Annotated in this window: 24 protein-coding genes and 2 tRNA genes; 16 read left to right on the top strand and 10 right to left on the bottom strand. The window is 67.3% G+C overall.

The window, feature by feature from the left end:
• Window positions 1-114: 114 nt before the first annotated feature.
• The 4 genes from U5768_RS28685 to U5768_RS28670 are packed head-to-tail and all read right to left on the bottom strand — an operon-like array spanning window position 115 to window position 3,324.
• Window positions 115-1,119 carry a S49 family peptidase gene (locus U5768_RS28685; protein WP_322033695.1) on the bottom strand — a complete coding sequence of 335 codons (1,005 nt, stop codon included), beginning with the start codon at window positions 1,117-1,119 and terminating at the stop codon, window positions 115-117.
• A 58-nt stretch (window positions 1,120-1,177) separates the two neighbouring features.
• On the bottom strand, window positions 1,178-1,582 hold the full coding sequence (locus U5768_RS28680; protein WP_322033694.1) for a Rieske (2Fe-2S) protein: 405 nt from the start codon (window positions 1,580-1,582) through the stop codon (window positions 1,178-1,180).
• Window positions 1,579-2,238 (bottom strand): HAD-IA family hydrolase, encoded by a 660-nt coding sequence (locus U5768_RS28675; RefSeq protein WP_322033693.1) that lies wholly within the window; start codon window positions 2,236-2,238, stop codon window positions 1,579-1,581. Before U5768_RS28675 ends, U5768_RS28680 begins: the two co-directional genes overlap by 4 nt.
• 33 nt (window positions 2,239-2,271) lie before the next feature.
• Window positions 2,272-3,324 carry an RluA family pseudouridine synthase gene (locus U5768_RS28670; RefSeq protein ID WP_322033692.1) on the bottom strand — a complete coding sequence of 351 codons (1,053 nt, stop codon included), beginning with the start codon at window positions 3,322-3,324 and terminating at the stop codon, window positions 2,272-2,274.
• An 889-nt stretch (window positions 3,325-4,213) separates the two neighbouring features.
• On the opposite strand from U5768_RS28670, the gene U5768_RS28665 reads away from it, so the two are divergent.
• From U5768_RS28665 to U5768_RS28640, 6 genes are all read left to right on the top strand, one after another.
• Window positions 4,214-7,465, top strand: a complete 3,252-nt coding sequence (locus U5768_RS28665) for an Rne/Rng family ribonuclease (RefSeq protein WP_322033691.1) — start codon at window positions 4,214-4,216, stop codon at window positions 7,463-7,465.
• 162 nt (window positions 7,466-7,627) lie between these two features.
• The gene (moaA, locus tag U5768_RS28660) at window positions 7,628-8,749 is read left to right on the top strand and encodes a GTP 3',8-cyclase MoaA (RefSeq protein ID WP_322033690.1); all 1,122 of its coding nucleotides are present in this window, start codon (window positions 7,628-7,630) and stop codon (window positions 8,747-8,749) included.
• Between the two features lie 6 nt (window positions 8,750-8,755).
• The gene (mobA, locus tag U5768_RS28655; RefSeq protein WP_322033689.1) at window positions 8,756-9,388 is read left to right on the top strand and encodes a molybdenum cofactor guanylyltransferase MobA; all 633 of its coding nucleotides are present in this window, start codon (window positions 8,756-8,758) and stop codon (window positions 9,386-9,388) included.
• Between the two features lie 107 nt (window positions 9,389-9,495).
• Window positions 9,496-10,800: a gephyrin-like molybdotransferase Glp gene (gene glp / locus U5768_RS28650; RefSeq protein WP_322033688.1), complete on the top strand. Its 1,305-nt coding sequence runs from the start codon at window positions 9,496-9,498 to the stop codon at window positions 10,798-10,800.
• 67 nt (window positions 10,801-10,867) lie between these two features.
• Entirely contained in the window at window positions 10,868-11,143 is a 276-nt protein-coding gene (locus U5768_RS28645; RefSeq protein WP_028212919.1) for a hypothetical protein, read from the top strand.
• Entirely contained in the window at window positions 11,143-11,640 is a 498-nt protein-coding gene (locus U5768_RS28640; RefSeq protein ID WP_322033687.1) for a GNAT family N-acetyltransferase, read from the top strand. Before U5768_RS28645 ends, U5768_RS28640 begins: the two co-directional genes overlap by 1 nt.
• Window positions 11,641-11,722: 82 nt before the next feature.
• Here the strand turns inward: U5768_RS28640 and U5768_RS28635 are convergent, their stop codons facing one another.
• The 5 genes from U5768_RS28635 to pncB form a co-directional block, all read right to left on the bottom strand.
• A complete protein-coding gene (locus U5768_RS28635) occupies window positions 11,723-13,273 on the bottom strand; it encodes a DNA recombination protein RmuC (protein ID WP_322033686.1) in 1,551 nt (516 codons plus the stop codon).
• The gene (locus tag U5768_RS28630; protein WP_322033685.1) at window positions 13,270-14,259 is read right to left on the bottom strand and encodes a D-glycerate dehydrogenase; all 990 of its coding nucleotides are present in this window, start codon (window positions 14,257-14,259) and stop codon (window positions 13,270-13,272) included. The genes U5768_RS28635 and U5768_RS28630 overlap by 4 nt, the downstream gene beginning before the upstream one ends.
• A gap of 80 nt (window positions 14,260-14,339) precedes the next feature.
• Complete coding sequence (locus U5768_RS28625) at window positions 14,340-15,761, bottom strand: sodium:proton antiporter (protein ID WP_322033684.1); 1,422 nt, start codon at window positions 15,759-15,761, stop codon at window positions 14,340-14,342.
• On the bottom strand, window positions 15,751-16,413 hold the full coding sequence (locus U5768_RS28620) for a lactate utilization protein C (RefSeq protein WP_322033683.1): 663 nt from the start codon (window positions 16,411-16,413) through the stop codon (window positions 15,751-15,753). Before U5768_RS28620 ends, U5768_RS28625 begins: the two co-directional genes overlap by 11 nt.
• Window positions 16,414-16,494: 81 nt before the next feature.
• Window positions 16,495-17,697, bottom strand: coding sequence for a nicotinate phosphoribosyltransferase (gene pncB / locus U5768_RS28615; protein ID WP_322033682.1), 1,203 nt, complete (start codon window positions 17,695-17,697; stop codon window positions 16,495-16,497).
• A gap of 325 nt (window positions 17,698-18,022) precedes the next feature.
• Here pncB and fdxA point away from each other — a divergent pair, with 325 nt between their 5' ends.
• The 10 genes from fdxA to U5768_RS28565 all read left to right on the top strand — a co-directional run bounded on the left by fdxA (window position 18,023) and on the right by U5768_RS28565 (window position 23,064).
• On the top strand, window positions 18,023-18,346 hold the full coding sequence (fdxA, locus tag U5768_RS28610) for a ferredoxin FdxA (RefSeq protein WP_028206706.1): 324 nt from the start codon (window positions 18,023-18,025) through the stop codon (window positions 18,344-18,346).
• Between the two features lie 107 nt (window positions 18,347-18,453).
• Window positions 18,454-18,529: transfer RNA gene (locus tag U5768_RS28605), tRNA-Asn, on the top strand.
• Between the two features lie 69 nt (window positions 18,530-18,598).
• Window positions 18,599-18,674 (top strand) — tRNA-Asn (locus U5768_RS28600).
• 131 nt (window positions 18,675-18,805) lie between these two features.
• Entirely contained in the window at window positions 18,806-19,108 is a 303-nt protein-coding gene (locus U5768_RS28595) for a type II toxin-antitoxin system ParD family antitoxin (protein WP_322033681.1), read from the top strand.
• Window positions 19,105-19,524 (top strand): type II toxin-antitoxin system RelE/ParE family toxin, encoded by a 420-nt coding sequence (locus U5768_RS28590; RefSeq protein WP_322033680.1) that lies wholly within the window; start codon window positions 19,105-19,107, stop codon window positions 19,522-19,524. Before U5768_RS28595 ends, U5768_RS28590 begins: the two co-directional genes overlap by 4 nt.
• Window positions 19,521-20,012 carry a CreA family protein gene (locus tag U5768_RS28585; RefSeq protein ID WP_322033679.1) on the top strand — a complete coding sequence of 164 codons (492 nt, stop codon included), beginning with the start codon at window positions 19,521-19,523 and terminating at the stop codon, window positions 20,010-20,012. The genes U5768_RS28590 and U5768_RS28585 overlap by 4 nt, the downstream gene beginning before the upstream one ends.
• 28 nt (window positions 20,013-20,040) lie before the next feature.
• Window positions 20,041-20,970: an AraC family transcriptional regulator gene (locus tag U5768_RS28580; protein ID WP_322033678.1), complete on the top strand. Its 930-nt coding sequence runs from the start codon at window positions 20,041-20,043 to the stop codon at window positions 20,968-20,970.
• A gap of 68 nt (window positions 20,971-21,038) precedes the next feature.
• Window positions 21,039-21,848 (top strand): AzlC family ABC transporter permease, encoded by an 810-nt coding sequence (locus U5768_RS28575; RefSeq protein ID WP_415913989.1) that lies wholly within the window; start codon window positions 21,039-21,041, stop codon window positions 21,846-21,848.
• Window positions 21,845-22,168 carry an AzlD domain-containing protein gene (locus U5768_RS28570; protein ID WP_322033677.1) on the top strand — a complete coding sequence of 108 codons (324 nt, stop codon included), beginning with the start codon at window positions 21,845-21,847 and terminating at the stop codon, window positions 22,166-22,168. The genes U5768_RS28575 and U5768_RS28570 overlap by 4 nt, the downstream gene beginning before the upstream one ends.
• A 134-nt stretch (window positions 22,169-22,302) precedes the next feature.
• Window positions 22,303-23,064, top strand: coding sequence for a DUF4088 family protein (locus tag U5768_RS28565; protein ID WP_322033676.1), 762 nt, complete (start codon window positions 22,303-22,305; stop codon window positions 23,062-23,064).
• An 18-nt stretch (window positions 23,065-23,082) separates the two neighbouring features.
• On the opposite strand, the gene U5768_RS28560 is transcribed toward U5768_RS28565, so the two are convergent.
• The gene (locus tag U5768_RS28560) at window positions 23,083-25,341 is read right to left on the bottom strand and encodes an ATP-dependent helicase (protein WP_322033675.1); all 2,259 of its coding nucleotides are present in this window, start codon (window positions 25,339-25,341) and stop codon (window positions 23,083-23,085) included.
• Between the last annotated feature and the right edge of the window lie 29 nt (window positions 25,342-25,370).

Here is a 25,370-nt window from a genome sequence, read left to right as displayed (position 1 = left end):
GACCCAGGCGTTTTCAGCCCGCAAAAAACGAATCGGCCGCCGCGCAACCTTCGCGCAGCGGCCGAATTTGCCTGAAGACGCCCGGAAGACCGGAAGCTAAAGCGCCGCCAGCGCTCAGCGCACCGACAGCTTGCCGCCCATCAGCAGCGAATGCATGGCGGCCGAGCCGATATTCGCGCCCACGCGCTTCGCCACGCGATCGGTGAGGCTTTGCTTGACCGTGTAATCGACGACGTCGGGCGCCTTGATGACGTCGCGCGCCACGTAATCGGTGTCGCCATAGCCGTCCGCGAGACCGAGTTCCACGCTTTTCTGGCCGGTCCAGAACAGGCCCGAGAAGATATCCGGCGAGTCCTTCAGGCGCTTGCCGCGGCCGGCCTTCACGGCGTCGATGAACTGCTGGTGGATCTGGTCGAGCATTTCCTGAGCGTGCGCGTCCATTTGCGGCGTGTCGGGCGAGAAGGGGTCGAAGAAGCCCTTGTTTTCGCCGGAGGTGCGCAGGCGCCGCTGTATGCCCAGTTTGTCCATGAGCCCGGTGAAGCCGAAACCGTCCATCAGCACGCCGATCGAGCCCACGATGCTTGCCTTGTTGACGTAGATCTTGTCCGCGGCGGCCGCGACGTAATAGCCGCCCGAGGCGCACATGTCGCCCACCACCACATACAGCGGAATGGCCGGGTATTTCGTACGCAAACGGCGAATCTCGTCGCTGATGATGCCGGCCTGCACCGGGCTGCCGCCGGGGCTGTCGATATGGAGTATCACGCCCGCCGTGCCGTCGTCGTCGAACGCGCTGTCCAGCGCGCTGATGATGTCGTCGGCGTTCGCCGGCGTATCGGAGCCGATTTCGCCGTCAAGCGACACGAGCGCCGTGTGGCGCCCTTCGCTCTCCACGCGCGCCCCCGAAAGATCGAGAACCACCCACGCGATCACCACGAACACGGCGAGAAACGCGAAGCGAAAGAAAATGCGCCAGCGCCGCGCCGCACGCTGCTCGGTAATCGCCGCGAGCGCGATGCGTTCGAGCGCCTCGCGCTCCCAGCCGGGCGCGGGCGCGCCTCGGTCTGACGAAGCCGCACGGCGCGCTTCGTTCGAATCAGGGGTCGGATTGTCGGACATGCGAGCGCGTAATAGGTCGAAAAGAGGGTCGAAAAGAGATCGGAAGGCAGCCGGGGGATCAGGTTGGGGTCGGACGCAAAGCGTCGTCCGGCAGCCAGAATACCGCACGGCCCTCCGGCGTGTCGCGTTCCTCGACTCGCACGGGGCGCAAACGGCCGCCCCGGCAGGGGCCTCCCACGCATTTGCCCGTGTCGGGCTGATAGATCGCGCCGTGCGTCGCGCACATCAGGTAAAGCCCCGAGGACTCGAAGAACTGGCCCTCGACCCAGTCGAGTTCCATCGGCACGTGCGCGCAGCGGTTCAGGTAGCCGTAGACCTCGCCGCCGTAGCGCACGAAGAACACCACGGCGTCGCCGCCCGCGTAAGTCGCGTTGATGCGCCGCCCCTCGCCGCCCTCGGCGAGTTCATCGGCGGCGCAGACGCGCACCGCTTCGAGCGCCGATGCCTCGGGAGCCGCGCTCATGCGTTCTCCCGCAGCCAGCCCGCGAGCGCGGCCACGTCCTGGGCGACGAAGCGCGGCTCGAGCTTTTCGAGCGCGCCGGACGCATGCGCGCCATACGCCACGCCGATGCCCGCCGCGCCCGCGTTGATCGCCATTTGCAGATCGTGCGTCGTATCCCCGACCATCACCGTGCGGCCCAGATCCTGCCCCAGTTCGCGCGTGAGTTCCTGAAGCATGGCCGGATGCGGCTTCGAGAAGGTTTCGTCGGCGCAGCGCGTGCCGTCGAAGAGGCTCGTGAGGCGCGAATCCGCCAGCGCGCGGTTCAGCCCCACGCGGCTCTTGCCCGTCGCCACGGCGAGCAGGTAGCCGGTGTCGCGCAATTCCGTGAGCATCTCGCGCACGCCCGCGAACAGCTCGGTCTGCTGGTCCTTCAGCAGATAGTGGATGCGATAGCGCTCGACGAGCCGCGGGTAATCGGCCGGATCGAGCGTGGGCGCGGCAATCTGCAGCGCCTCGCGCAGGCCCAGGCCGATCACGTAGCTCGCCGCCTCGTCGCCGGGGACGGGCAAGCCGAGATCGCGGCACGCCGCCTGGATGCTGCGCGTGATATGGGCGGTCGAGTCCATCAGGGTGCCGTCCCAGTCGAACACAATCAGGTCAAATAAGTCTCGAGCCATGCAGAACTTCTCCAAACGCTGTCAGATTCGGTGTCATTCGGGACGCGCCGCGTCAGGCCGCGCCTCGCGGGTGGCGTCTTCGCCGGCGTCATCTTCGCGCTGCGCGCGCAGTGCATTCACGAAGGCGCGGCAATCCGCGGGCAACGGCGCCTCGAACTGCAACGAGGCGCCCGTAATGGGGTGAACGAGCTTCAACCGGTGCGCGTGCAGAAACATGCGCTTGATGCCCGGCCGGGCGCCAGCGCGCGCGAGTTCCTTGTTGAGCGCGAAGTCGCCGTACTTGGCGTCGCCGACGATCGGCAGCCCGAGGTGCGCCAGGTGCACGCGGATCTGGTGCGTGCGGCCCGTCTTCAGCTCGGCTTCGAGGAGCGCATAGCCCGGCCAGCGCTCGACGAGATTGAACACCGTATGCGAGGGCAAGCCGTCCGGTTGCACGCGCACCCGGCGCTCGCCTTCCGGGGTCAGATACTTGTGCAGCGGCTCCTTTACGGCGCGCCGCCGGCCCCAGTCGGCCGCCCATTCGCCGTGCACGCAGGCGAAATAGCGCTTGTCGGTCTGATTGTCGCGTATCTGCGCATGCAGGCCCACGAGCGCCGCGCGCTTCTTGGCAAGCATGAGCACGCCCGAAGTTTCGCGGTCAAGACGGTGCACCAGTTCGAGAAACTTGCCGTGCGGGCGCGCTTCGCGCAACTGCTCGATCACGCCGAACGCCACGCCGCTGCCGCCGTGCACGGCGACACCCGCGGGCTTGTCGATGACGAGCAGCGCGTCGTCCTCATAGATCACGGGAAACTGCGCCGCCGGAACCGGCGCCGTACCGGCCGGCGCACTCGATTGCGACGTGCGGATGGGCGGCACGCGCACGATGTCGCCTTCCGCGAGCCGATACTGCGCGTCGATCCGCCCCTTGTTTACGCGCACTTCCCCGCTGCGCAAAATGCGATAGATGTGGCTTTTCGGCACGCCTTTGCAGACGCGCACGAGAAAGTTGTCGATGCGCTGACCGGCCGCGCTCTCGTCGATTTCGACGAACGAAACCTGGTCGCTTGCGACCTGATTCTGGGATGTTTTGCCTAACCCTTTCATTCTGAATATAATTTGCCCAGCGCCGACGCAACGGTAGGCCGAATGGCCCAGGCCATCAGGCCAAATGTCCTGCGAACCCCAAGAGGGTGATCCTGGACTCGAACCGCGCGGCGAGCGCAGGCTGCAAGCGATAAACGGTTATTTTACTTGCGCCCGGGGCTGGTTGCTCACCCCGCTTGATGAGAAGCAACGAGTTGCACGCACGGATCACCACTTCGGCAGGGACGGCGCCCACAGGCACGTTCGGTCAGAGGCGGCTCCGACGGTAACGGAACAACGGTATAAAGAATTTATCCGGCGCGTCCCGCCGCGCGGTCGAAGTGACCGCCGCAGGAGGCGCTGGTGGCGAAAATACGGCGAGCGCCCGAAGCGTCCCGGCAATGTGCGGGACACGGCGACGTCAAAAGTGGCGAGACACCCGAGGGGGAAGACGGGCGTTCCTGAATAGCTTCCCGTGCGCGGCCCCGATTGAATCCTGAGGCCGCGAACCTGATCCAGTCGCACGCGCGCGCGGTTCGCCGCTGCGGCAGGCGTCTGTCAAGGCCAGTGCGAAATGCACGCGATGGGCACACGATGAGTACAACCATCGGCACATCGGCGGCCACGGCAGCCAGATGGACTGGAAGCGCAGGAAAACGTTGCCGTCGCGAACCCGCGACATGTCTCTTCGCTTCTTGAAGACGTATTTCGCATGTGCCCACGCGGCCCCGTCCACGGCAACGCAACGCCGGACCGGCGCCCAGAAAAGGCAATTCTCCCCGCCATCGTTCCCGCTCCAGCGTGCTTGTGACAACACAATAAGGCGCGGCTCGCCGCTGCCCGCACCATGCCGCCTGGCGTCGCCGCCGCGCATCGTGCGGCTCGCGCGCGAACGCACTGGAGTCGTTCAATGAAACGAATGCTGTTCAACGCGACACAGCAGGAAGAACTGCGTGTCGCCATCGTCGATGGACAGAAGCTCATCGACATCGACATCGAAACCGCCGGGCGCGAACAGCGCAAAGGCAATATCTACAAGGGGATCGTCACCCGCATCGAGCCCTCGCTCGAAGCGTGCTTCGTCAACTACGGCGAAGACCGCCACGGCTTCCTGCCGTTCAAGGAAGTCGCGCGCCAGTATTTCCGCGAAGGCGTCGACATGCGCGGCGCGCGCATTCAGGACGCGCTCAAGGAAGGCCAGGAACTGATCGTTCAGGTCGAGAAGGAAGAACGCGGCAACAAGGGCGCGGCCCTCACCACGTTCATCTCGCTCGCCGGCCGCTACCTCGTCCTCATGCCGAACAACCCGCGCGGCGGCGGCGTCTCGCGCCGCATCGAGGGCGACGACCGTCAGGAACTGCGCGAAACCATGGCGCAGCTCCAACTGCCGGACGGCATGAGCATCATCGCGCGCACGGCCGGTATCGGCCGCTCCGCCGAAGAACTCCAGTGGGACCTGAACTACCTGCTGCAACTGTGGCGCGCCATCGAAGCCGCGTCCCAGGCCGGCCAGTCGGGTCAGCCCATGCTGATCTATCTGGAGTCGAGCCTCGTCATTCGTGCGATCCGCGACTACTTCCAGCCCGACATCGGCGAAATCCTCATCGACACCACGGAAATCCATGACCAGGCGCGCGCCTTCATGGACATCGTGATGCCGGACAATGTCAACAAGGTGAAGCGGTATCACGACGACGTGCCGCTATTCTCGCGTTTCCAGATCGAGCACCAGATCGAAACGGCCTACTCGCGCACGGTGCCGCTGCCCTCGGGCGGCGCGATCGTGATCGACCACACCGAAGCGCTGGTCGCCATCGACGTGAACTCGGCGCGCGCCACCAAGGGCGCCGACATCGAGGAAACCGCCGCGCGCACCAACCTCGAAGCCGCCGACGAAGTCGCGCGCCAGTTGCGCTTGCGCGACCTGGGCGGCCTGATCGTGATCGACTTCATCGACATGGAGTCGGCCAAGAGCCAGCGCGAAGTCGAGCAGCGCCTGAAAGACGCGCTGCGCCACGACCGCGCGCGCGTGCAGATGGGCAAGATCTCGCGCTTCGGCCTGATGGAGCTATCGCGCCAGCGCCTGCGCCCCGCCCTCTCGGAAGGCAGCCACGTCACCTGCCCGCGCTGTAACGGCACGGGTCATATCCGCGATACGGAGTCGTCGGCGCTTCAGGTCCTGCGCATCATCCAGGAAGAAGCGATGAAGGAAAACACCGCGGCGATCCATTGCCAGGTGCCGGTCGAAGTGACCGCCTTCCTGCTGAACGAAAAGCGTTCGGAAATCAACAAGATCGAGTCGCGCTTCAAGGTTGCGGTCGTCCTGATCCCGAACAAGCATCTGGAAACGCCGCACTACAAGCTCGAGCGTCTGCGTCACGACGATGCGCGTCTGGACGACCCGCGCGCCTCGTGGAAGATGGCCGAGGAAGCGGCGCGCGAGCTGGAGTCGGAAACCGGCTACAGCAAGCGCACCGCCGAAGCCAAGCCCAAGCAGGAAGCCGCGGTGAAGGGCATCACGCCGGAGCGTCCGGCCCCGAGCGCGCCGGTCAAACCGGCGCAAGCGCCGGTGGCCGCGCCCGTGGCCGTCACGCCCGCGGGCGGCGGCTTCTTCGGCTGGGTCAAGCGTCTCTTTACCGGCGAGCCGGCTGCGGCCCCCGCGCCGGCACCGGTCGCCCAGCCCGAAAAGACCGCTCGCCCGACCCGCGAAGCGCGGACCGAGCGCGGTGAAAAGTCCGGCGGCGACCGCAATCGCAATCGCCGCTCCGGCGGCCGCGACGCGGGAGGCCGCGGCGAAGGCGCAGCCACGGGCGGCGCACGCACCGGCCAGCAAGCCGGGCGCCGTGAGGAGCGCGAACCGCGCGAAGCACGCGAGCAACGTGAGCCCCGTGAGGCCCGTGAGCCGCGCGAAGCACGCGAAGGCCGCGGCGCTCGCGAACCGCGTGAACAACGCGAACCGCGCGAGCAACGTGAACCGCGTGAAACCCGCGAAGCACGCACCGAGCGCGAACAGCGTATCGAGCGCGTGGAGCGCGGCCAGGAACGCGGCGACGTGACGGCGGAAGCCGGCGCCGCACGCGGCGAACGCCAGGAACGTGGCGAGCGCCGCGAGCGTGGTGAACGCGGCGAGTCGCGCCGCCGTCAGCAGGCCGAGGCGGCGGAAGCTCAGGAAGCGCGTCTTGACGCCGCATCGGCAGGCGCAGAAGGCATCGAAGCGCCGCAGATGGACGAACTGCCCGAAGGCGTGAGTGCGGGTGCCGACGAAGAAGGCTCGCCGCGTGAAGGCGAAGAGCGCCGCCGTCGCCGCCGTGGCCGCCGTGGTGGTCGCCGCGAGCGCGAGACGGATGCCGCAGGCCTCGGGACGGACGCCGACGCGCCGGAAGATTCGGACGAAGCCGCACGGGCTCAACCGGCAATCGAGCAGCCTGCCGTTGCCGCGCAAGTGCACGAAGCATCGGCTGTGGAAGCCCGTACCGGGACTGTTGTCGATACCGTCGTGACCGCATTGCCGGCCGCTGCCGTCGTCGCCGAGGCTGGGCACGTGCCCGCCGCAGCCGTCACGACTACGCCGGTCGAAACCGTCGCGCCCGCTGCGGAGCAAGCTCGGGCTACGGCACCCGCCGAAGCCGCGCCGGTGAACGTGGAAACCGCGCCTGTGGTCGAGCCGAAGGCCGAGGAACCCGCGTCACCGGCAACGCCGGCCGCGCCCGTGACGCCCGTGGCTGTGGACGAACAGGTCGCGCCGGCAGCCCCGGCCGAGCCGGTTCAGGCCGAAGCGCTGCCTGTCGTGCGTGAAGACCGCGTCGAAGCGCCGCAGACCGCCCAGACCGAAGTGCCGGCGGCAGCGCCCGTCGCGCAACGGGAACCGGCGCAGGAAGCGGTGGCAGCCGCTCCGGCAGTCGGCGCGATCACCGAGCCTGCCGCGCAGCAGCGTCCGGCCCCGGCGGCGCCCTCGCCGGCTCCGGCCGCGGCGGACACGCTGCGCCCGATGCTGGAATCGGCAGGTCTCGTGTGGGTCAATACCGATGCCGACAAGCTGCGCGCCGCCCAGCAAGCCGCCGCGCAACTGGTGAAGCCCGCGCGCGCGCCGCGCGAGCGCAAACCGCTGCCGCCGGCCGACAGCACGCCGATGCAGCAGGTCGAAACCACGCGCCAGCAGTAAGCGCCGCAAGCGCAACTGGCCGCGCACCGGCCTCGAGTCCGGTGCGCTCCCGAAAAGCCCGCCCTTCCCGGCGGGCTTTTTTTTGATATATCAGCGTTCTCCCTCGTCTGTCGGTGCGCGCCGGTTCGGCTAAAATCGAATCAACGCGAGAAAGAAGAGACCATGCCACGACGCATCATCCCCGTTGCCGATGTTCGATCGCTGCCGCCGGCACTGCCCGGCCAGGCCGCGGGAGCGATGCGCGCCCCTTCCGGCGCGGTCTTCGACACGCTCGCCAGACCCCTGCGCGACCTGCGCATCTCGGTCACGGACCGCTGCAATTTCCGCTGCGTGTACTGCATGCCGCGCGCGGTGTTCGACAAGGACTACCCGTTTTTGCCCCATTCCGCGCTGCTTTCGCTCGAGGAAATCGAGCGGCTCGCGCGGCTTTTCGTCGCGCACGGCGTCACCAAGATCCGGCTTACGGGCGGTGAGCCGCTGCTGCGCAAGAACATCGAATTCCTGATCGAGCGCCTCGCCGCGCTTCGCACGCCCGAAGGCGAGCCGCTCGACATCACGCTCACCACCAATGGCTCGCTGCTGGCCCGCAAGGCGCGCGCGCTGCGCGACGCGGGCCTCACGCGCGTGACAGTGAGCCTCGACGCCCTCGACGACGCCCTCTTTCGCCGCATGAACGACGCCGACTTCGCGGTGGCCGACGTGCTCGACGGCATCGCCGCGGCCCAGGCCGTGGGGCTCGCGCCGATCAAGGTCAACATGGTCGTCAAGCGCGGCACGAACGACGGCGAGATCGTGCCGCTCGCCCGGCATTTCCGCGGCACGGGCGTAACGCTGCGCTTTATCGAGTACATGGACGTGGGCACCTCGAACGGCTGGAACATGGCCGAAGTGCTGCCGTCGGCCGAGGTCGTCGCGCGCATTGCCGGGCACTGGCCGCTTGTGCCGCTGGAACCCCACAACGCCGCCGAAACGGCGCAGCGCTGGGGCTACGCGGACGGCGCGGGCGAGATTGGCGCGATCTCCAGCGTGACGCGCGCGTTCTGCGGCGACTGCACGCGCGCGCGCCTTTCGACCGAAGGCAAGCTGTACCTGTGCCTCTTTGCCACGATGGGCTACGACCTGCGCGCATTGCTGCGCAACGGCGCGACCGACGCAGCAATCTCGGGCGCCATCGCGCAGGTGTGGGAAGGCCGCGCCGACCGCTACTCGCAATTGCGAGGGAGCGCGCAGGCGCCGGGTTCCGCCGAAGAGCGGCGCATCGAAATGTCCTACATCGGCGGCTAGGACGCCATGACGCCGGCAAGCGCCAGCACCGTTTCCACCGCATCGATCACCGGTCTCGTGCTCGCGGGCGGCCGCGGCCAGCGCATGGGCGGCGCGGACAAGGGGCTGCAGATGCTGCACGGCAGACCGCTGGCGGCGCACGTTCTCGCGCGCCTCGCGCCGCAGGTGGGCGCCCTCGCGATCAGCGCGAACCGCAATGCCGACGTTTATGCGGACCTCGGCGCGCCGTGGCGAGCGAGCGTGCTCGCCGACACCCTGCCCGACTTCCCCGGCCCGCTCGCGGGCCTCATTGCCGGACTGCGCGCGGCGCGAACCGAATGGCTCCTCACAGCGCCGTGCGACTCGCCCTGGCTGCCCGCCGATCTCGCCGAACGTCTGGGCCATGCCGCACTGGCGCGGCACGCCGGAATCGTGACCGCGACCACGACGAATGCCGCAGGCGAGGTCTCCTTACATCCCGTATTCGCACTCGTGCGCACCTCGCTCGCCGACGACCTCGCGGCCTTCCTCGCCGCCGGCGAGCGCAAGGTGCGTGCGTGGTACGCGCGCCACACGGCCGCCGAAGTCGCCTTTGCCGATGAACGTGCGTTTTACAATATCAATTCCTTACAGGAACTGGCCGAACTCGACCGCGCCTGAATTGCAATCGGGCGGCGCGCGGCCAGCCGCCGTCCCCGGCACACGGCCGGCGCGCCCGCCTGGACGATCGCCGCACACGCCGTGCGGATGCGACGCTTCCTCACTCGATGACCACGCTTAACCATCCCACCGGCCAGGCCGGGTGCATCAGCCAGTACGATCCGCAAGCTTTGCCCGTCAGCGCCGCGCAGGCCATCGTGCTGCAGTGGGTGACGCCTCTTGCGGCGGCCGAACGCCTGCCGCTGCGCGAGGCGCTCGCGCGCGTGCTGGCCGAAGACGTGACTTCGCCCATCGACGTTCCCGCGCACGACAACGCCGCGATGGACGGCTACGCATTCGACGGCGCGGCGCTCGCCGACGCCTCGGGCCGTCTCTCGCTCGCCGTGTGCGGCAAGGCCTTCGCGGGCCATGCCTACCCGGGCGAAGTCGGCGCGGGCGCATGCGTGCGCATCATGACCGGCGCGCCGATGCCCGCGGGCTGCGACACCGTCGTGCCGCAAGAACACGTCTGTGCGCAAGGCGACGTCGTCGCTTTCGAAGCGAACGCCGTCAAGCGCGGCGCAAACGCGCGCCGCAAGGGCGAGGATCTCGCGCGCGGCGGCGTGGCGCTCGCGGCCGGCCGCGTGCTGCGCGCGTCCGACATCGGCTTGCTGGCCTCGCTCGGCCTCGTCGAGGCGAACGTCAAGCAACGTCTGCGCGTGGCCTACTTCTCGACCGGCGACGAATTGCGCTCGCCGGGCGAGCCGCTCGAACCGGGCTGCATCTACGACAGCAACCGCTACGCGCTCGGCGCGATGCTCCAGCGCCTGAACGTCGAGGCGATCGACCTCGGCGTCGTGCGCGACGACCCCGCGGCGCTGGCCGCCACGCTGAAACTCGCTGCCGAAACCGCCGATGTCGTGCTAACCTCCGGCGGCGTCTCGGTCGGCGAGGCCGATTTCACGCGCACCCAGTTGCAAACGCTCGGCGACGTCTCGTTCTGGGGTCTCGCCATGCGCCCCGGCCGCCCGCTCGCGTTCGGCCGCATCTGGTCGGGCGGACGCCCGGGCGCGGGCCGCGCGGCGCTTCTGTTCGGCCTGCCCGGCAACCCGGTCGCGACGATGGTCTCGTTCTACCAGATCGTGCGCCCGGCCCTCATGGCGATGGCGGGCGCGCAGGCTCAACCCGTACCGCTCGTGCCCGCACTCAGCGATCAGCCGATCCGCAAGCGCGCGGGCCGCACCGAATTCCAGCGGGGCCTCGCGCTCCGCGACGAGCGCGGCCAATGGCGCGTCGCGCCGACCGGCTCGCAAAGCTCGGGCGCGCTCAGCACGATGAGCGAGGCGAACTGCTTCATCGTGCTCGCCCATGAAGCCGGCGATCTCGACGCGGGCGACGCTGTCGACATCATGCTGTTCGATGGTCTCGTCTAGCGCGACGGCGCCCCGGATGCCATCAAACGTAACCACACGTCCACACCTGCATAACGGACCGACTACTATGAAAAAACAGATCTCGTTCATCGCTGCGGGCCAGACCGCCAAGGCGCTCATCCTCGTGTACCTGACGTTCAGCGTGCCTATCGTGCTGCTCGGCGTGCTCGTGGCGTTCGTGCGCTATGGTTCGGTCGAACTCTCGACCATCTTCAGCGCGCTGCTGCTCAATGCGATCGTCGGCTTCATCCTGCTGTGGATCGCCTGCCACGCGTACAACTGGGTGGCCTCGCGCTTCGGCGGCATCGAGATCCATCTCTCCGACGTGCCCGAGGAAGCGTGATGAGCGCGACTATCCGCGCCGCCACGGCCGCCGACGTCGGCGCAATGCACGCGCTGATGTATGAACTCGCCGAGTTCGAAAAGCTCACGCACCTCTTCACGGGCACGGCAGAAGGCCTCGCCGACGCCCTGTTCGGCGCGCGCCCGGCCGCCGAAGCGCTGGTGGCGCACGACGGCGGCCGCATCGTCGGCTACGCGCTCTTCTTCCACAATTACTCGACCTTCCTGAGCCGCCGCGGTCTTTATCTCGAAGACCTCTACGTGCAGCCGTCGCAACGCGGCACCGGCCTCGGCACGGCGATGCTGCGCGCGCTCGCGGCGATTGCCGTCGAGCGCGGCTGCGCCCGCTTCGAGTGGACCGTGCTCGACTGGAACACGCCGGCCATCGGCTTTTATGAAAAACTGGGCGCGACGGTCCTGCCGGACTGGCGCGTGGTGCGCATGACCGGCGACGCGCTCGAAAAGCTCGCCGCGCCAGACGTTACGATGAGCGAATAAGCAGAGCGCCACGCACGCTCGAATGCGAACGGGCCGCCTGGAAATCGGGCGGCCCGTTTGCTTTTGACGCGGCAGGTTTGGCTCACTCGTCGCCGAATGCCCCTTCGCTTCCCGCTTTGCTTCCTGCTTCATTGCCCGCTTCGCCGTTGCGCAAGGCATCGCCGAGCAGGTTTGCCGCCGCTTCGCCCGGCAGCGCCTCGACATCGCGCAACTTGCGGTTCATCGCGCGGGTGCGCACCTCCGCGGCCTCGATGGAACGCGTGACGGTTTCAAGCTGCGATTTCGTGCGCGCGAGCACGTCGCCGAACTTGCCGAACTCCGTCTTCACCGCGCCCAGCACCTGCCACACCTCGCTCGATCGACGTTCGATCGCGAGCGTGCGGAAGCCCATCTGCAGGCTGTTGAGGAGCGCGGTGAGCGTGGTCGGCCCCGCCACGCTCACGCGATAGTCGCGCTGCAGGATGTCGGTCAGGCCTGGGCGGCGCAGGATTTCGGCATACAGCCCCTCGGTCGGCAGGAATAGCAGCGCGAAGTCGGTCGTGTGCGGCGGCGCGACGTACTTTTCGGCGATGGTGCGCGCCTCCGCGCGAATGCGCAGTTCCAGCGCGCGCCCGGCTTCCTCGATCGCGAGCACGTCCGCGCGCTCCTGCGCGTCGATGAGGCGCTCGTAGTCCTCGCGCGGGAATTTCGCGTCGATGGGCAGCCAGACCGGCTCGCCCTGTTCGGTCGCGCCAACGCCGCGTCCAGGCAGACGAATCGCGAACTCCACGCGCTCCGTGCTCTTCGGCACCGTCGCCACGTTCTTCGCGTACTGGTCGGACGTGAGCATCTGTTCGAGCAGCGCTTCGAGCTGCACCTCGCCCCACGTGCCGCGCGTTTTCACGTTGGTGAGCACCTTCTTCAGGTCGCCCACGCCCGCCGCCAGCGTCTGCATCTCGCCAAGCCCGCGATGTACCTGTTCCAGCCGGTCGGAAACGAGCTTGAACGATTCGCCAAGGCGCTGTTCGAGCGTGGCGTGCAGCTTCTCGTCGACCGTGCGGCGCATTTCTTCGAGCTTCGCCGCGTTGTTCGCTTCGATGTCTTTCAGACGCTGCTCGAGCGTCGCGCGCACTTCGGCGAAGCGCCGGTCGTTGACCTCGGTAAGCTGCCCGAGTTGCTGCGTGAGCAACGAGCCGAAGTGCCGCAGCGCGGCGCCCTGCTCATCGCGCGCCTGCTGGGCCTGCTGATGCAGGCTCTGGCGCACGGCGTCGAGTTGCTGCGTATTGGCTGCCGTGAGTTTGGCGAGTTGCTGCGCGAAGCCGTCGATCTGGCTGTTCTGCACGCTCGCGATGCTGCCGAGCTGCGCCGCGAGCGCCTGCTGCACCTGCGCGAAACCGCCGCCGAACTCGCTTCGCGACGCCTGCGCGGTGCGCGCGATCTCGTTGCGCAGATCGCGCTCGATGCGCTCGGCCGCGCGCGCCTGGGTGTCGGTCGAGGCCGCGAGGCGGTCGCTCAGTTGATCGAGCGCGTCGAGCGTGGCCTCTGCATCGCCCTCGCCATGACCGTGGCGCGCGCGCAGCAGCGCCACGAGCGTCGCGACGAACGCGATCGCCAGCGCGACGACGGCCAGCGACATCACTGCGAACGGACTCATGTACGCGCTTTCCCCAGCACGGCCGGGTTGATCGGGTTAGGCGGCTGGCCCGCGCGCGGCCCCTCGCCGAGCGCGGCGATGAGATTGTCGGCGGCGAGGTTCGCCATGGCGCGGCGCGTGGCCTCGCTCGCGCTCGCAATGTGCGGCGTGAGCACGACGTTCTCCACTTCGAGCAGCGCCGGATGCACGCGCGGCTCGCCCTCGAACACGTCGAGGCCCGCCGCCGCGATCTGGCGCGTGCGCAGCGCGTGCGCGAGCGCCGCGTCGTCGACGATGCCGCCGCGCGCAACGTTGGTGAGCGTGGCAGTGGGTTTCATCAGCGCGAGTTCGGCGGCGCCGATCGTGTGATGGTTTTCCGCCGTATAAGGCAGCACGAGCACGACGTGATCGGCCTGCTTGAGCAGGTCTTCCTTCGAGAGATATTCGGCGTTCAGTTCGCGCTCGATCTCCGGCGCGACGCGCGAGCGGTTGTGATACACCACGCGCATGTTGAAGCCGCGCGCGCGGCGCGCAAGCGCCTGGCCGATGCGGCCCATGCCGATCACGCCGAGCGTGGCGCCATGAATGTCGGAGCCGAGAAACGCGTCGAACGACCACTTGTCCCACTTGCCCGCGCGCAGGAAGTGCTCCGATTCCGTCACGCGGCGCGCGGCCGCCATCATCAGCGCCCAGCCGAAGTCGGCCGTGGTTTCGTTGAGCACGTCGGGCGTGTTGGTGCCGAGCACGTTGGCCGCATTGAACGCGGCCATGTCGAAGTTGTTGTAGCCCACGGCCATGTTCGACACCGCGCGCAGACGCGGCGCGGCGGCGAGCGCGGCCGCGCCGATCGGGTCGCCCGCGGTGAGCGCGCCGTCCTTGTCGGCGAGACGCTGGTGCAGCGCCTCGGGCGAAAGCGCTTCGCCGTTGTTCCAGTCCACGTCGAAATATTGCTTGAGCCGATCGATCACGTCGGGAAAGATCGGGCGCGCCACGAGAATCTTTTGCATCGTTGCTCTCCACACTTCAGTCGTTGTCCGCCATTGTTGCGCGTGACGGGGCGCTCGGGAAGTCTCGCGCGCGCTGGCGGCTAAACGAAAAAGAGCCAGGTGGCCGCGAGAAAGACCGGCGCCAGCAACGCGCCGGACCAGCCAAGATAGCCGAAGAAGCCCGGCATGCGCACGCCGCGCGACTGCGCGATGGCCTTCACCATGAAGTTCGGCGCGTTGCCGATATAGGTGAGCGCGCCCATCCACACCGCGCCCGCCGAAATCGCGGCGAGCGTTTTCGCGCCGCCGGACATGAGCGCGTTGGCATCGCCGCCCGCGAGATTGAAGAACACGAGGTACGTGGGCGCGTTGTCGAGAAACGACGAGAGCAGACCCGTCGCCCAGAAGTACATCGCTTCGTTAGGGCGGCCCGGCGCGTCGTTCACGAAGCGGATCAGCGCGGCGAATGCGCCCGCCTCGCCGGCGCGCAGCATCGCGATGACCGGCGCGATCGTCACGAAAATGCCTGCGAAGAGCTTGGCCACTTCGACGATCGGCGCCCATTCGAACCCGTTGTCGGCGCGCGCCTCTCTCGATGTGAACGCGAGCGAAATGAGTGCGAGCGCAACGAGTCCCGCATCGCGCACGAAATTCTGCAACTGCAGTTGCGCGCCAGCGACTTCGAAAGCGACGCCCGGACGCCACACGCCGCTCATCAGCACGAGCGCGATGAGCAGCGCGAGCAGCACGAAATTGGCCTTGCCGCCGATGGAGAGCTTGCCTGTGTCCGGTGTCGGGTCGAGCGTCGTCGCATGGACTTCGCCAGCCTGGCGGAAGTACCCGCTATCGAGCGCATAAAACACGGCAAGCAGCACGCCGCAGACGAACAGCATCGGCAGCGCGAGATGCTGAGCAGTCCAGAAGAATCCCACGCCGTTCAGAAAGCCGAGGAAAAGCGGCGGATCGCCGAGCGGCGTGAGCAGACCGCCCGCGTTCGCGACGAGAAAGATGAAGAACACGACCACGTGCGCGTTGTGCCGGCGGTTGTCGTTCGCGCGCAGGAGCGGGCGGATCAGCAGCATCGCCGCGCCCGTCGTGCCCATCACGCTTGCGAGCACGGTGCCCAGGGCGAGGATCGACGTGTTCATGCGCGGCGAGCCACGCAGATTTCCGTACACGCAGATGCCGCCCGCGATCGTGTAGAGCGCGCCGAGCAACACGATGAACGGAAGATATTCCTCGACGACGGCGTGCACGAAGAGCGGATACGTCGCGCCAGCACCATGCGTGGCCGCGAATGGCAGCAGGAAGGCAAGCGCCCACGCGGCCGATATCTTGCCGAAGTGGCGATGCCAGAACGTGGCCGCGAACATGGGGAAGAATGCGATCGAGAGGAGCATGCCCGCGAAAGGCAGCGCCCAGGCGGGGCCGAGCGACGTGCCGTCGAACGCCGCTGCGTGTGCGTTCGTGCCGGACAGCGCGAGCGTGACGAGGAGCGTCGCCGCGTTGCGCTTACGCGCCATGCACGACGATCACATGCACGCGATACGGCCCGTGCGCACCCAGAATGATGGTCTGCTCGATGTCGCCGGTGCGCGAAGGCCCCGAGACGAAATTGACCGCGCGCGGCAGCTCCCCCCGTTCGCGGCGCATGAGCGCGAAGGCGTCTTCGTGACCCGCGACGATGCGCGAAGCGGGCACGACAGCGATGTGCGTTTCGGGCAGCAGTGCGCCCGAGGCCCACGTTTGCGGGCTGGAGAGAAGCACCAGCGTGCCGGTTTCGGCGGTCGCGCAAAAGCATCCCGTCAGGCCGACGAGATCGCGATCTTCGGGTTTGCGGAACTGAACGGCGAGGCCCGCGCCGGCCCAATCCAATGTTTCGAGCGTTTGCCACGCGACCGCCTGCATCGGCAAATTGCGCTCGGCGAGATAGCGTTGCGCGGCGGCGGGAACGTCGGCCATCTGCTGGACTTCTTCGACGGTGCTCGACATCTTGCGCGCCTCGCCAACGAAGCGCGCGACGAGGTCGCCTTCGAGCGGCGGGCGCGGGCCCTCGGGATGAAGCGCGAGGTAGTCGGCGACGGCTTGCCGCTCGTGCGCCGCGGGCGTGGCCTCGCGTCCCTGCGCGGCGCGAATGCGCGCGAGTATGCTGCGGCGGGCGGCCGTCGTGTCCATGAACGTCCTCGTCAGATGAAGAAAGGCGACGCGCCGATTATACCGGCGCGCCGCCTTCCGATTTGCGGGTCCCGGATGGGCTTACTTACCCGCGTTCTCTTCTTCCACGGGCTGCTCGATGCCGAACACCTGGCGCAGATAGGCGAGATACGCCTTGTCGTCGCACATGTTCTTGCCCGGCGAATCTGAGAGCTTGGCGACGGGCTGACCGTTGCAGCGCACCATCTTCATGACGATCTGCAGCGGCTGATAGCCGAGGTCGTTGGTGAGGTTCGTGCCCACGCCGAACGCGAGGCGGCAGCGCTCGCCGAAACGCTCGTACAGGCGCAGCACCTTGGGAATGTCGAGCGCGTCCGAGAAGATCATCGTCTTCGTGCGCGGGTCGCAACGGTTGTCCTCGTAATGCTTGAGCAGGCGCTCGCCCCACTCGAACGGATCGCCCGAGTCGTGGCGCGCGCCGTCGAAGAGCTTGCAGAAGTACATGTCGAAGTCGCGCAGAAATGCCCGCATGCCGTAGACGTCGGAGAGCGCGATGCCGAGGTCGCCGCGGTACTCCTTCGCCCACATTTCGAAGCCGAAGATCTGCGAGTCGCGCAGCCGCGGCCCGAGCGCCTGGCACGCCTGCAGATACTCGTGCGCCATCGTGCCGAGCGGCGTGAGGTTGTGCTTCATCGCGTAGTAGACATTGCTCGTGCCGGTGAACTGCTCGCCCAGATCGGCCTTGAGCGTGAGGATCACCTCCTCGTGCCAGCGCTTCGAGAAGCGGCGGCGCGTGCCGTAGTCGGCGATCTTGCAGTCGGCGAATTCGGGCTTCGCGCCGAGCAGCTCGATCTTGTGGCGCAGACGCTCGCGCCCCTCCTCGTACTGCGGATGGTGCTGCGTATTGCGGAAATACACCTCGTTCACGATGGCGAGCACCGGGATTTCGAAGAGGATCGTGTGCAGCCACGGCCCCTTGATCTCAATGTCGATCTCGCCATTGGCCTTGGGCGACGGCGTAACGGAGATGTACTTTTCGTTGAGATGAAAGAGCGCGAGAAAGTCGATGAAGTCGCTCTTGATAAAGCGCATCTTGCGCAGGTATTCGAGTTCGGTCTCGGCAAAGCGCAGCCTGCACAGCTTCTGGATCTCGCTGCGGATCTCGTCGACGTAGGGCACGAGATCGACGTTCGGCGTGCGGCAGCGGAAACGGTATTCCACATTGGCCGCGGGGAAATGATGCAGCACCACCTGCATCATCGTGAATTTGTACAGATCGGTATCGAGCAGCGAAGTAATGATCATGATGGGCCAGCCGGACTGCAATCGGATAGCGCCCGCGCAGCGGAAACCGGCACGCTGCACGGCAGATGCCTCGCAGCCGCTCCGGGCGGCGGGCGCCAGCGGTGCGCCCATGTTACCCGAATGCCCGCGCGCGCCGCGCGCCCGTCGGCACGTCCCCTTGCGCGCGAGGGGTAAAACATTGCGGAACGCCCGGTCTTATAAACTAATCACGAAACGATATAAGCACGGTTGCGGGCCCATGGTTGGGGTAATTCCTCATCAGTTACAATACCGCTTTTGGCGAACCGCCATCCCCCGATACAAAAAGCTTGCAGGAGCTGCCTGAATGACTCACGTTGTGACCGAAAGCTGCATCAAGTGCCGCTATACCGACTGCGTCGATGTGTGCCCGGTGGACTGCTTTCGCGAAGGTCCCAACTTCCTCGCGATCGACCCGGACGAGTGCATCGACTGCGCCGTGTGCGTTGCCGAATGCCCGGTGAACGCCATCTACGCCGAGGAAGACGTGCCTGGCGACCAGCAATCGTTCATCGAACTGAACGCCGATCTCGCGAAGGGCTGGCCGAGCATCACCAAGACCAAGGCCCCGCTGCCGGAAGCCGACGAGTTCAAGGACGTGAAGGACAAGCTCGCGCTTCTCGCACGTTAATTGCGCGGTCGTCGCCCGGTCATCGCGGATTGCCTTTAAAGAGATAGCGACAGGGTATTGACAGGCTTTTCCGTACCCCATAGAATCTCGTTCTCTGCTTTTGTTGATCCCCGATAGCTCAGTCGGTAGAGCGCCGGACTGTTAATCCGTAGGTCCCTGGTTCGAGCCCAGGTCGGGGAGCCAAGATTCGCAAAAGCCCGTTAATCAGAGCGGGCTTTTTTATGACGTAAAGCGTTGTAGCTGTACTGCTGTTCCCCGATAGCTCAGTCGGTAGAGCGCCGGACTGTTAATCCGTAGGTCCCTGGTTCGAGCCCAGGTCGGGGAGCCAAATATCGAGGGGTTGCGTGTTTGCACGCAACCCCTTTTTCTTTTGGGGCGCGTGTTCTTTTCCGTCAAAAGCAGCCAGGGCTCGCTATGGCATAATCTGCCAATCACTGCGCCTCCTCCCAAGCTGTCGCCATGCCAACCCGCAATATCGTAATTTCCGAACATCAGGCTCATCTGATCGATTCGCTCGTTAGTTCGGGCCGGTTTCAGAATGCAAGCGAAGTGCTGCGCGCTGGCCTGCGCCTGATCGAGTGGGAAGAGGCCGAAACGCAGGCCCGGCTCGAAGCGTTGCGCGACGCCGCGCGCAACGGTCTCTCCGATGTCGATGCGGGTCGCCTGCAGAGTTTCACGTCTGCGCAAGCCCTCGGCGACCATCTCGATAGCCTCACCGGTAGCGCACTCGCGTCCGGCAGGCCAGCAAAACCCGTACGATGAGCGGCCGCCAGGCGGCCTGGACGATCCGCCTCACGGACTCTGCCGAAACCGATTTCCGCAATATCGTGCGCTGGAGCGCCGGGCAGTTCGGACAGCGCCAGGCAACTGCGTACGCAAAGACACTTTCTCATGCGCTGCAGGAACTGATGGCCGGCCCGACCGTGCCCGGTACACGTGTGCGCGATGACATTCTTCCGGGCTTGAGATCGCTTCACGTCGCCCGCAACCGCCGCAAGGGGCGCCATTTCGTCCTGTTCCGCGTCAGCGCGACCCACGCGCAATGTATCGACGTGCTGCGCATTCTTCATGACGCGATGGATTTGCCTCGGCATTTCTGGCGGTTGCTCCGCATCACCGCCCGCACCACCCCGCCCTCCCCGATAATGTCGCTTCGTCATCTTCGGGAATCCGCATGAAATCCGCCCGCCTTGCCCTGATCCTCGCGCGCCCGCTTCTCGCCTGCGCGAGCCTCGCTGCTTTAGCCGCCGCCCACGCCGAGCAGATCGGCAGCGTGAACACCAATTTCCGCGTAACCGGCTCGGACAAGGTCGTCGTCGAGGCCTACGACGATCCGCAGGTGCAAGGCGTCACCTGCTACGTCTCCCGCGCCCGCACGGGCGGCGTGAAGGGCACGCTCGGAATTGCGGAAGATCCGACCGAGGCGTCCATCGCGTGCCGGCAGGTCGGGCCGATCTCGTTCGCCGGGCCGCTCAAACAGCAGGCCGATGTCTTCAACGAGCGCATGTCGCTCCTCTTCAAGACGCTGCACGTCGTGCGCGTGGTCGATGCGAAGCGCAACGCGCTCGTCTACCTGACCTACAGCGACCGCGTGGTGAGCGGCAGCGCCAAGAATAGCGTCACGGCCGTGCCGGTGCCGGCGGGCACGACGATTCCGCTGCGCTAAACTGGGGATCCGCGCAGGATCCTTCACCATGACCGACTCCCGCTTTCGAGATTCCGCCCGCTACTGGCGCACGCCGCTTCTGCCCGGCGCGGATCTCGTCACGGCCGAATATCACGAGCACGCGTTCGCGCCCCACTGGCACGATGCGTACACGATCCCGGTGATCGAGGGTGGCGCGGAATGCTTTCGCTATCGCGGCGCGCAGCATGTCGCCGAAACGGGCAGCGTTCCGGTCATCAATCCGGGCGAATTGCACACGGGCTCGCGCGCCGTCGAAGAAGGCTGGAGCTATCGGGTGATGTACGTGCCGATCGACTTCCTGCACGAACTGGCCGGCGAAATCGCCGGACGCGCGCAGCCGCTGCCGTGGTTCGACGTCCAGGTGATCCACGATCTGGATCTCGCGCATCGGCTCTCGCGCGCTCACCGTCTGCTGGAGGCCGACGCCGACTGGCGGCGCGCCACGGCCGGGCCGGAACCCGGCGCCGGCCCGGCTGGCGTGGCCCCCATTCCCCCACTTCCCGGCGCGCCGTCTACCGCGTCATGTTCCGATCTGCTCGCCGTGGAAGGCGCGCTGCTCGACGCGCTATCGACGCTGCTCACGCGCTACGGCCGCACGCGCGAGGCGGCGTTCAGGCACGGTCCGAACGACCCGCGCGTGGAAACGATGAAGGCCCTCCTCGCCGCCGATCTCGCCGCGCCGCTGCGCGTGGCCGATCTTGCCCAGGCGGTCGGCCTTTCGCCGTTTCACGCCACGCGGCTATTCACGCAGGCGACCGGCCTGCCGCCGCACGCCTGGCGCACGCAGTTGCGCCTGCAACGCGCCCTCGGCCCGCTGCGCGAAGGCGCCACGGTCGCCGACGTCGCCGTGGCGAGCGGCTTCACCGACCAGAGCCATTTCACGCGGCACTTCCGGCGCATGTTCGGCGTGCCGCCGGGGCGCTGGCAATCGTCCTGAGCGCGCCGACCGCCCCACGCCGCAAGAACGTACAAGCCACGCGCATCGCCGCCCGCTATGCTGTCCCCATGTATCAGGAGGACAGTTTGACCACGCATCCCACGCCGCACCCTCACCGCACCGCCGAATTCATGGCAGGCGCGCGCGACACGATCCCCATGATGATCGGCGCCGCGCCCTTCGGCGTGATCTTCGGCACGCTCGTCACGTCGGGGCCGCTTTCGCTCTGGCACGGCCAGTTCATGTCGCTCGCCGTATTCGCGGGCTCTGCGCAGTTCATCGCGCTCGGGCTGATCGCCTCGCACGCGAGCTTCGCGGTGATCTGGGCTACCACGTTTATCGTGAACCTGCGGCACGTGCTCTACAGTGCGACGCTCGCGCCTTATGTCTCGCATTTGCCGCTGCGCTGGCGTCTCGTGCTCGGCGGCCTGCTCACCGATGAGGTCTTCGCCGTCGCGTGGGCGCACTTCCGCCGTCATCCGCCCGGCGACGATGTCTCGCCGTGGCATTTCCTCGGTTCGGGCGTCTCGATGTACCTGAACTGGCAGCTCTGGACCGCCGCCGGCCTGCTGTTCGGCGCGGCGTTCCCCGGCCTCCAGTCGCTCGGCCTCGACTTCGCGATGGTCGCGACCTTCATCGCCATCGTCGTGCCGCAGTTAGTCGCCGTGCGTTACCTCGCCGCCGCCGCGACTGCGGGCGCGCTCGCCTTTTTCTGGCAGGGCTGGCCGTACAAGCTCGGGTTGCTCGGCGCCGTGCTCGCGGGCGTGGTCGTGGGTGTCGTTCTCTCGCGTCCGGGTTCGTCGCGCGGCGCCCGCGCCGGCAGCGAGTCCCCGCACAAGTCCCCCAACGTCCAACGCACCGCAGGAGCCGGGCAATGAGCTACGTCATCCTGATTCTCGGCATGGCCCTCATCACCCTGGTCATCCGCACCGCGGTGTTCGTGCTCGGCGAGCGGCTCGTGTTCCCGCCGCTCGTGCGCACCGCGCTCGGCTTCGTGCCTGTCACCGTGCTCACGGCCATCATCGTGCCGATGGCGGTCTCGCCCCACGGCCAGGGCGCCGAACTGACCTGGCACAATCCGCAACTCGTCGGCGCGCTCGCGGCAGTCGTCGTCAGCGCGCTCACGAAGCGGCCGCTGCTCACCATCGCGGTCGGGCTCGGCGTGTTCTTCCTCTGGCAAGGCGTGGTCCTGCGCTAGGGCAGCCCCTCGCCCCTTGCGCTCAAGTTTCGCCCCGGGCCGCCGTTAAACCCGTCAAGGCCTGCTCTGGCAGGCCACTGCTCGAACGGCGAGAGCACGCGAGAAGCGCTAAGGATTACACCGGGGCAACCACAATGGGGCATATCACCCTCAAGCTGAAGGATGAAACGCTTGCGTCGCTGCGCAAGGATTTCGACGCGTTCCTGCGCGTCTCGCTCAAACTCGACCCGCAGTTCGCCACGCCGGAATTCGAGGATTACCTGCGCGCGAAGCTGCTCGACAACATGACGCCGCTCACGGAACACGCCGTGCAGCGGCTCCTGCAAGGCGGCCAGTACGCGTGGGCCAAGCGCACGCTCGACAAGGAGTTCCCCGAGGTCGTCTCGATCCTCATGCGGCAGGCGGGCGAATTCGGTTTCGGCTTCGCGTCGCGGCCCGAATGGACGCCAGACGAACTCTCGAAGCAGTGCCGCGATTGGGCGGCGGCTATCGTGAGCGAGGCCCAGGGCGACGACACGCTGGTCGATCCGCTCGCGGCCCAGATCAAATCGGGCGTGCAGGACATCCAGGCGCTGGAAGAGTCGATGCAGACGCCCGCGTGGCGGCTCACCGAATCGCTGCGTCAACGCGTGTACGAAGCGAAGATCGGCTGCGAGCAGGCCAGCGGCAGCCTGGCGCGCGAGCGCCTCGGCGAACTGCGCGGGCTTCTGAGGCTGGGCGTCACGCACGGCGTGTTCCAGAAGCAGGAAGCGCAACAGATCATGGAGTATCTGCGGCTGCTCAAGCCCGAGATTTTCGTCGAGGAGCCCGACGACGTCTTCACGCGCCTCGCCGCGTGGCTGCGCAACTTCTTCATGCCGCCGCAGCGCGCTACGGCGCGCGAGCAGCGGCGTTGAGCGCCTCGCCGGGCCTCTTCAGTCCCACATCTTCCTGAGCTTCGCGGCGATCTCGACCTTCGCCTGCGCGGCGGCGGCGAGTCCCGCCGCGCTCGGCGCGCCCGCCACGGGCGCAGGCGGCCACGCGCGCGATTCGAACAGCGGCAACATGGGCGCGGCGATGAAGCGCGTGCGCGAAGCCCATACGTGCCGGTCGCCCGACGCCGCCTGGTTGTGCACGTAAAAACGCTGCGGCACGACGATGTGCAGATCCTCTTTTGCGCGCGTCATCGCCACGTAGAGCAGCCGCCGCTCCTCCTCCAGTTCGTCGTCGCTGCCCGCACCCAGATCGGACGGAATGCAGCCGTCCACGCCATTGAGCACGAACACGTTGCGCCACTCCTGCCCTTTCGCCGAATGGATCGTCGAGAGGATCAGGTAGTCTTCGTCGAGCAGCGGATCGGCGGATTCGGCGCTCGTGGCGTCGGGCGGATCGAGCGTGAGTTCGGTGAGAAAGCGCTCGCGCGAGGCGTAGGTGCTCGCGATGCTTTCCATTTGCAGCAGGTCCGCGAGCCGCACCGGCGCGTCTTCGTGGTTGCGCTCCAGATGCGGTTCGTACCAGCGCCGCACGCGCTCGAATTCGGCGGGCCACGGCGTCGCGCGCATGGCGAGGCTGTCGATGAGCGCCGCGAACGCGGGCCAGTCCCCGGCCGCGCGCGGCGGCGGCGCAAAGGCCGCCAGCGCCTCGGCGGCGCGATACGCGCCCGTGCACGCGGCCACCTGGTCGAGCAGACGCGCGGCGTTGGCGGGCCCGACGCCCGGCAGCAACTGCGTCACGCGAAACCCCGCCACGCGGTCGAGCGGATTCTCGGCCCAGCGCAGCACCGCCAGCACGTCCTTCACGTGCGCGGCGTCGAGAAAACGCAGGCCGCCGAACTTCACGAACGGGATATTGCGCCGCGCCAGTTCGATTTCGAGCGTCGCGCTGTGGTGCGCCGCGCGAAACAGCACGGCCTGCTGCTTGAGTTTCATGCCCGCCTCGCGCGCTTCGAGAATCTGCTCGACGACGTAGCGCGCCTGGGTCGCCTCGTCGGCCACGGTGACGAGGCGCGGGCGCTGCTGCGAGGGGCGATCGGTCCACAGGTTCTTGGTGAAACGCTCGGCGGCGGCGTCGATCACGGCGTTCGAGGCCGCGAGGATCGGCGCCGTCGAACGGTAGTTGCGCTCCAGCGTCACCTGACGCGCGGGCGGGTCGAACTGCGCCGGGAAGTCGAGAATGTTGCGCACGGTCGCGCCGCGAAACGAGTAGATCGCCTGCGCATCGTCGCCGACCACGGTCAGGCCGCGGCCGTCGGGCTTGAGTGCGAGCAGGATCGAGGCCTGCAGGCGGTTGGTGTCCTGGTATTCGTCGACGAGGATGTGGTCGAAGCGGCCCGCGAGATCGGCGGCGATGGCCGGCTCGGCGGCCATGTGCGCCCAGTAGAGCAGCAGGTCGTCGTAGTCGAGGACATTCTGCTTCTGCTTGGCGTCCACGTAGGCCGCGAACAGCGCGCGCAACTGCGGCTCCCATTCGAGGCACCACGAAAACGAGCGGTTGAGCACGTTGGCGAGCGAATCGCCCGTGTTGACCGCGCGCGAGTAGATCGCAAGGCAGGTCGATTTCGAGGGGAAACGCTTTTCTTTCGCCGAGAAGCCCAGTTCGTGGCGCACGAGGTTCATGAGATCGGCGGAATCCTCGCGGTCGTTGATCGTGAACGCAGGCGAAAGGCCGATGTGGTCGGCGTACTCGCGCAACAACCGCGCGCCCACGCCGTGAAAAGTGCCCGCCCACGTGAGCCCCTGCGCGAGCACGGCGGCCGCGCCCGGCGCACCGGCGGCGATGCGCGCCACGCGCCGGGTCATTTCCTGCGCGGCGCGCCGCGAGAACGTGAGCAGCAAGATGCGGTGCGGATCGGCGCCCCCCGCGATCAGATGCGCGACGCGGTGAGCGAGCGTATTCGTCTTGCCCGAGCCGGCGCCCGCGATCACGAGCAACGGGCCCGGCAGCGCCGAGCCCGGCGCATAGCCCGCCTCGCCGCCGTGCTCGACGGCCTCGCGCTGCGCGTCGTTGAGCTTCGCGAGCCACGCGGATACGGCACTCGCCGCTTCGGCGTGCGCCTGGCTGGCGTCGGAGACGGAGGAATCGGCAACGGAGACAGTGGACACGGCGGGCGCTGGGACGATGAACGTGGCGAATCGGGAAGGAGCGACGCACACTGTATATCCATACACCCTGCGTCCGCAAGCGCCTGATTCCATGGCGATCTGGCGGGATTTAACGCCACCCG

Source organism: Paraburkholderia sp. J76 (genome assembly GCF_905220295.1).
Lineage (GTDB): Bacteria > Pseudomonadota > Gammaproteobacteria > Burkholderiales > Burkholderiaceae > Paraburkholderia.
The sequence above is the reverse complement of the archived record's forward strand: the minus strand, read 5'-3'. Positions and strand labels throughout refer to the sequence as shown.